Origin of the sequence: Myroides sp. C15-4 (assembly GCF_050522745.1) — a bacterium.
Lineage (GTDB): Bacteria > Bacteroidota > Bacteroidia > Flavobacteriales > Flavobacteriaceae > Flavobacterium.
Genome location: NZ_JBMVQX010000067.1, coordinates 1 through 4,568 on the forward strand (window position 1 = coordinate 1; position 4,568 = coordinate 4,568).

The window sequence follows — 4,568 nt, forward strand, 5'->3', positions numbered from 1 at the left end:
TTCTTGGTTATCAAAACTATAAAGCGTTGAAATAACACCACCTGTAGCAACTGATAGCTGACCTTGGTTGACAAAAGCTTCTTTGGAAGACCCTGTTGAAGGCTGGGCTAAAACAGTCCCACTAGCGCCTAAAAGGCTCAAAAGAAGTATACCGTTCCTATCTATTTTTTTCATACTACTTCGCTTTAAATTATGGAATAGCCGGATTAAACAACATCGGATTACTTATCCCTGGACAAGTATTCACCTGAATTGTGCTTGTATTGGATACACTTTCACAATTTCCTCTACTCACTTTTAATCGAACTTTTAATCCGTGAATCGCTTGGGTTGCGTGTTCAATTTTAATCGTAACATTTGTTACTGTTATAACTTGGTTGAATGTTGTATTAGTCAACGCTCTCCATGTCGGATCTGTAGGAGTTGCGTATTCCCAAGTGTAATTACTTCCATTTGCTACCATTGAAATAAGTGGAGAATCAAAGTTTTCACATACCGAAATAGGACTGATAGTCGTGCTAATTGTCGGTGAATCAACCAGGGTTACTACAAAAGGTACTTTTGCTCCATAACACCCTCCTTTACCTTCGGCTACATAGTAGTGGTGTGTTCCTACTGTTGTTGGGTTTGGCGCAGCTGTAAGCAACTGACCTTGAGCATCAAAATAAAATAAGCTAAAATTATTCGCTACTCCCGTTGACGATCGGATTGGATTGATTGTAATGGGTTCATTCAAACAGAAACTTACATCACTTACTGTTGGAACAGTGGTAATAACCTCTTTACTTATTGCTAATTGAGCATAACATCCTGCTTCCATTCCAGGTACAACTGCATAATATAATTTTGGAGATCCGTCTTGATGTAAGCTAAAGTTTCCTGTAACGACTCCTGTTGTACTCGTATACGATTCGGGTTCTACGTTAAAAAACTTTGTCCCTACTGGATAAGCTTGCACCACTTCTGCTCGATCCAACGAAGTGGATGAAGAAGCGGAACACACTTCCTTGAAGTGTAGTACTCCTTGTTCTACTGGCGGTGAACAACTAGCTAAAAATGAACTACTTGGATTTAGTATCATTTTAAACCCTTCCAAATTGGGTTGTGCACATAAATCAGTACTATACTCACGAACAAAAGGAGCGTTTATATCTACTTTGGACGCTTTCCCTTTCCCACTGATGTTACCATTCAATTCCATCTGGAGTCCACAAGAATTTGTAGCCAAGAGCATGCAGTTTTCCGAAGCTTTTAAACGATAATTCAATTGTCCCAATAATCTGCTTTGCGTACTATCCAAAGGCAATTCTCCTACAGTCCAAACAATCGTTCCACCAGCCGTAACACTTGGATCATTACTACCTCCTTGTGGAGGAACCCACGTTACAGTTCCCCTTACATCGTAACCTGTTTGAGGCTCTGCCGCAACATAGTGTAAATGAAAAGGTACGGGAATTTCTATTTTTGTACCTGTTAATGCATCGGATCCTTTATTGTATAAATCCAATTGAAAAGCTAATTCTTGCCCAGGTTGAATCGGCCCATTGTGTGTGGGTAAAACCCCATTGTAATTCACAGGTCTATTGTGTCCAATCACCTCTGGTTCATAAGCGTCTACAGCAAATACCATATTGTAGATAATATAGGTATCTTGGCTCGTTCCATAACGGAATCTCGTAGACGTTTGCTCCTTTCCGATCAAGCTATTATTGCTATTAACCAAATCAAAACGCGCTAAATCCATTCCTGTATTATTGGTCAATTCAGGATTTCTCGGATTTCCTCCTGTATTAATGGTAGAATTGAAAAAGTTCGCGTTTCTATCGTCATTTTGAGCAACTGTTGTACTTCCATTGGTACGATTAATTCTTCTCCATTCAGTATTAGATGCATTGCGAATATCAAAGTAATCACCTTTAATATCGACATCACCCTCACCAGCCATCAAGCCTAACGTTACACGTGCATTAGCTGTCTGTGCCGCTCTAAAGCCGGAAATAGGCAATTCATAATTGACTGTGGTGCTACCTGCTACATAAGCATGTCCATCAAATACGGAAATCGAACGCCTTGTGGTTCCTGGCGCCTCGTATACAACGATCATTCCCCAACCACCATAAAATCCTGTACTTCCACCATTATCTGCATTCAACGCCATATCGGCAACAAAGTACTCTCCTGCTCCTTTGGATTGAACATAAGCCGTCACATCCGCATAAGCGGAATACATATTGCCGTCCTGATTATTTGGATAGTAAATATCACTAGCAGCCGCCTCAATTTCTTGATACGTATCTCCTGTCTGCTTCAATTTCACTTTGCGTTTGTGCAATGGAGGATTAAGACTTGGATCTACTTCAGTCATCGTCGACGTATCAAAATAAATAACTGCTGCATTGGAATAACCCGCTGTACTACCATTGGTATTGGTATCTCGTTTAAATTTTGTAATATAAATCGTAGATTCACCTACTTTCAATTCAAACGGTGTCGCCAAAGTTATAATACCAGTAGTTGAATCATATGTACTTGGTAGCGTCTCATACCCACCATCAAATATAAAGTTTTTTCGATATTGAACAGGATTTATGGCGCTATTAGTGAGCGTAAAATCATACGTTGTTGGAAATAATAATGCCCCATTAGATAAGGTGTATCTTGGATACTTATTTTGACCAGTTCCTTCACTCGAAACCCCTGTGAACCTATATCCTCCAGTTGAAAAAGAACCTCCTTTTTGAATAGTTTTACCATATTGTTTCACTTCTTCCATTCGCTTAATAGGAATGGTCATTGGACTCTCATTTTGGTGTGCTCGTCCAGACCAATACAATCCCGCATAGACGATCTTCTGACAGGCCAAATTTCCATTAGGCAAAACTAAAGTAGCAGAAGAGGAGTTTACTGTATTTAAATCGTCATCAACATCGACATATTTCATTTTTTCATTTCCGTTCCCTGTAGATTCACTGTAACTACTCAACGTTAGATTTGTATTTCCAATCATGGTAAAATCTCCTTGCACATTGAATTCCATACGTTTAGCAAAGGGTTTCTTTACCTGAGCAAACCCAGAAAGTGCAGAACTCATTACCCATACAAAAGCAAGCCAAATGAACAGTTGTTTTTTACTATAAAGACTATTTCTCATACTACTTTGCTTAATTAGGTTTTTCCATAGTGGAATACACAATTTCTACCTCATTTTCCATACGCTCTAACTGTCTGATTAGCGCTGCAAAACGCTGTCTGACCAACTCATCGTCCATCACTTGAGTGGAACGCAGATAGATGTATTGTAAGTGCTGCATACGCTGCATACAATGAGCAGGTAAGGTGATAACATCTTGACCGTTCCATTTCAAATCGACAACTGCAATTGTTTCTACTTCTTGGGTTGTATCTCGAAGTGCTCTAAAGTTGACAAAATGTTCATTGTAATCTCCTGCTAAAAAAGCGCTAAACGCACTCGCTTGTTCCACAGGTAATTCACTTATTTTCGTTTGATAGGCTACAACACGCTGAGCTTGTGCTTTGAAACCAAAGCACAAAAACAACGCGAATAGACTGAATATATAGATCTGTTTCATAATTAGTCTTCGTTCACTGTAAATACGATATTCATAAAGTTTATCCCTTCTCCATTTGCACTAGCACTCACAGTATAGGTCAATACTCCCGTTTCAGTTATACTTTCAACAGTAAATATATCGCTGGCAAATGTCACGTGATATCCCAAATCTGTCGCTTGTAATACAGGTAATACCGCTGCACCTGGACTTGATTTCACAGTAGTACCATATTGGTTTTGATATATGGTATAAAGTTCAATCGTTCCTCTACGCATCGCATTATCAAAGCTTACTCCTGTTTGAGTTGCCTGACTCGCTGCCGTTGGTACAGCAATCGAAGGCATATAGAAAAACTTAGGCATCGCTGCTTTTAACGCTTTTACTTCATTGGTTACCGCATCCACAGCAACTAAATGTTGGTTGATTTGGTTATTGGAAACCGCTTGAGTTTTATCTTTATTTAATCCCGAAAGCATTAATTTCTTACCAGATAGTGCCAATTCTGTATCGCGTACTAACGGCCCACCTAATTGAATTTGAGTATCATTCGCATTGTTTGGATTTTGCTGTAATCCATTGTTAAATGCAACACCTAACACATAGGGATTAGCGTGCTCTCCTGTTCCAGTCATGATAATTGGACTTCTATCTGCTCTTGTTGTAACTCCTCCAACACCATCTGCTCCTTTATCTCCTTTGTCTCCTTTAGGACCTTCTACTCCTTGAGCACCATCTTCTCCTTTATCTCCTTTGTCTCCTTTGTCTCCTTTAGGACCTTCTACTCCTTGAGCACCATCTTCTCCTTTATCTCCTTTGTCTCCTTTAGGACCTTCTGCTCCTTGAGCACCATCTTCTCCTTTATCTCCTTTGTCTCCTTTAGGACCTTCTACTCCTTGAGCACCATCTTCTCCTTTATCTCCTTTGTCTCCTTTAGGACCTTCTGCTCCTTGAGCACCATCTTCTCCTTTATCTCCTTTGTCTCCTTTAGGACCTTCT

At 39.8% G+C, this 4,568-nt stretch carries 2 protein-coding genes and 1 pseudogene; all 3 read right to left on the reverse strand.

All coding sequences use genetic code 11. The features are described from left to right. Positions 1–190: 190 nt before the first annotated feature. Positions 191–3,151 (reverse strand): hypothetical protein, encoded by a 2,961-nt coding sequence (locus tag ACPDHL_RS15950; protein WP_430533705.1) that lies wholly within the window; start codon positions 3,149–3,151, stop codon positions 191–193. A gap of 10 nt (positions 3,152–3,161) precedes the next feature. Continuing rightward, positions 3,162–3,590: a hypothetical protein gene (locus ACPDHL_RS15955; RefSeq protein WP_430533706.1), complete on the reverse strand. Its 429-nt coding sequence runs from the start codon at positions 3,588–3,590 to the stop codon at positions 3,162–3,164. A 2-nt stretch (positions 3,591–3,592) separates the two neighbouring features. After that, positions 3,593–4,568: pseudogene (locus ACPDHL_RS15960) on the reverse strand (hypothetical protein); the annotation flags it as partial.

Bases quoted from the DNA above. Each gene is read 5' to 3' on its own strand.
- ACPDHL_RS15950 (WP_430533705.1), bottom strand. From the start codon at position 3,151: ATGAGAAATAGTCTTTATAGTAAAAAACAACTGTTCATTTGGCTTGCT.
- ACPDHL_RS15955 (WP_430533706.1), bottom strand. From the start codon at position 3,590: ATGAAACAGATCTATATATTCAGTCTATTCGCGTTGTTTTTGTGCTTT.